The organism is Pseudomonas sp. DrBHI1 (genome assembly GCF_002205115.1).
Taxonomy (GTDB): Bacteria; Pseudomonadota; Gammaproteobacteria; order Pseudomonadales; family Pseudomonadaceae; genus Aquipseudomonas; species Aquipseudomonas mosselii.
In genome coordinates, this window is sequence record NZ_NIBE01000028.1 from 1 (window position 1) to 534 (window position 534).

At 64.6% G+C, this 534-nt stretch carries 1 pseudogene; it reads right to left on the minus strand.

From position 1 onward, the window contains the following. A pseudogene (locus CC207_RS26960) lies at positions 1 to 534 on the minus strand (hypothetical protein); the annotation flags it as partial.

Here is a 534-nt window from a genome sequence, read left to right on the forward strand (position 1 = left end):
TTGCTGGGTGATGCCGATGGCATCTTCCACCACCACCGCGATACCACGGGCTTCGGGTTTGCCGGCACCCGGGCCCAGCATGTACCGGGCTGCCGTCAGCGAGTGGACGCTGGTTTCACTGAACAGCTGGTTGTCCAGCAGCTTGCGCAATGAGCTGTCGGTTTGCGCAGCGAAATCGGCGACCAGGTCCAGTTGGTCATGGCGCAGCACATAGGGCCTGGGCGTCGGGCAGCCAAGGCCGGTGAAAGCGGCAACATCCACGGCCGGCAGCCTGTCGCGTCGACGCAGCAGTTGCTGCTGGGCCGCTTCGGTCAACGGGTCGGGGCTGTAGAACAGGCGCAGCTCGGCCAGGTCTTCGAGGTCATGGACGTTGAACGCCAAGGCCGTGTTGCGAATCATGTCGCGCAGGGTGTGGACATCTGTGGCGTCTGGCTCGGACTGCCCGGGGGCAACCAGCGACAAAGAACCGTTCGCCGCAATGCGATAGGGCGGGTGCAGGCTGTGCTGCCCGCTGCGCTTGCGTTTCTCCATGAC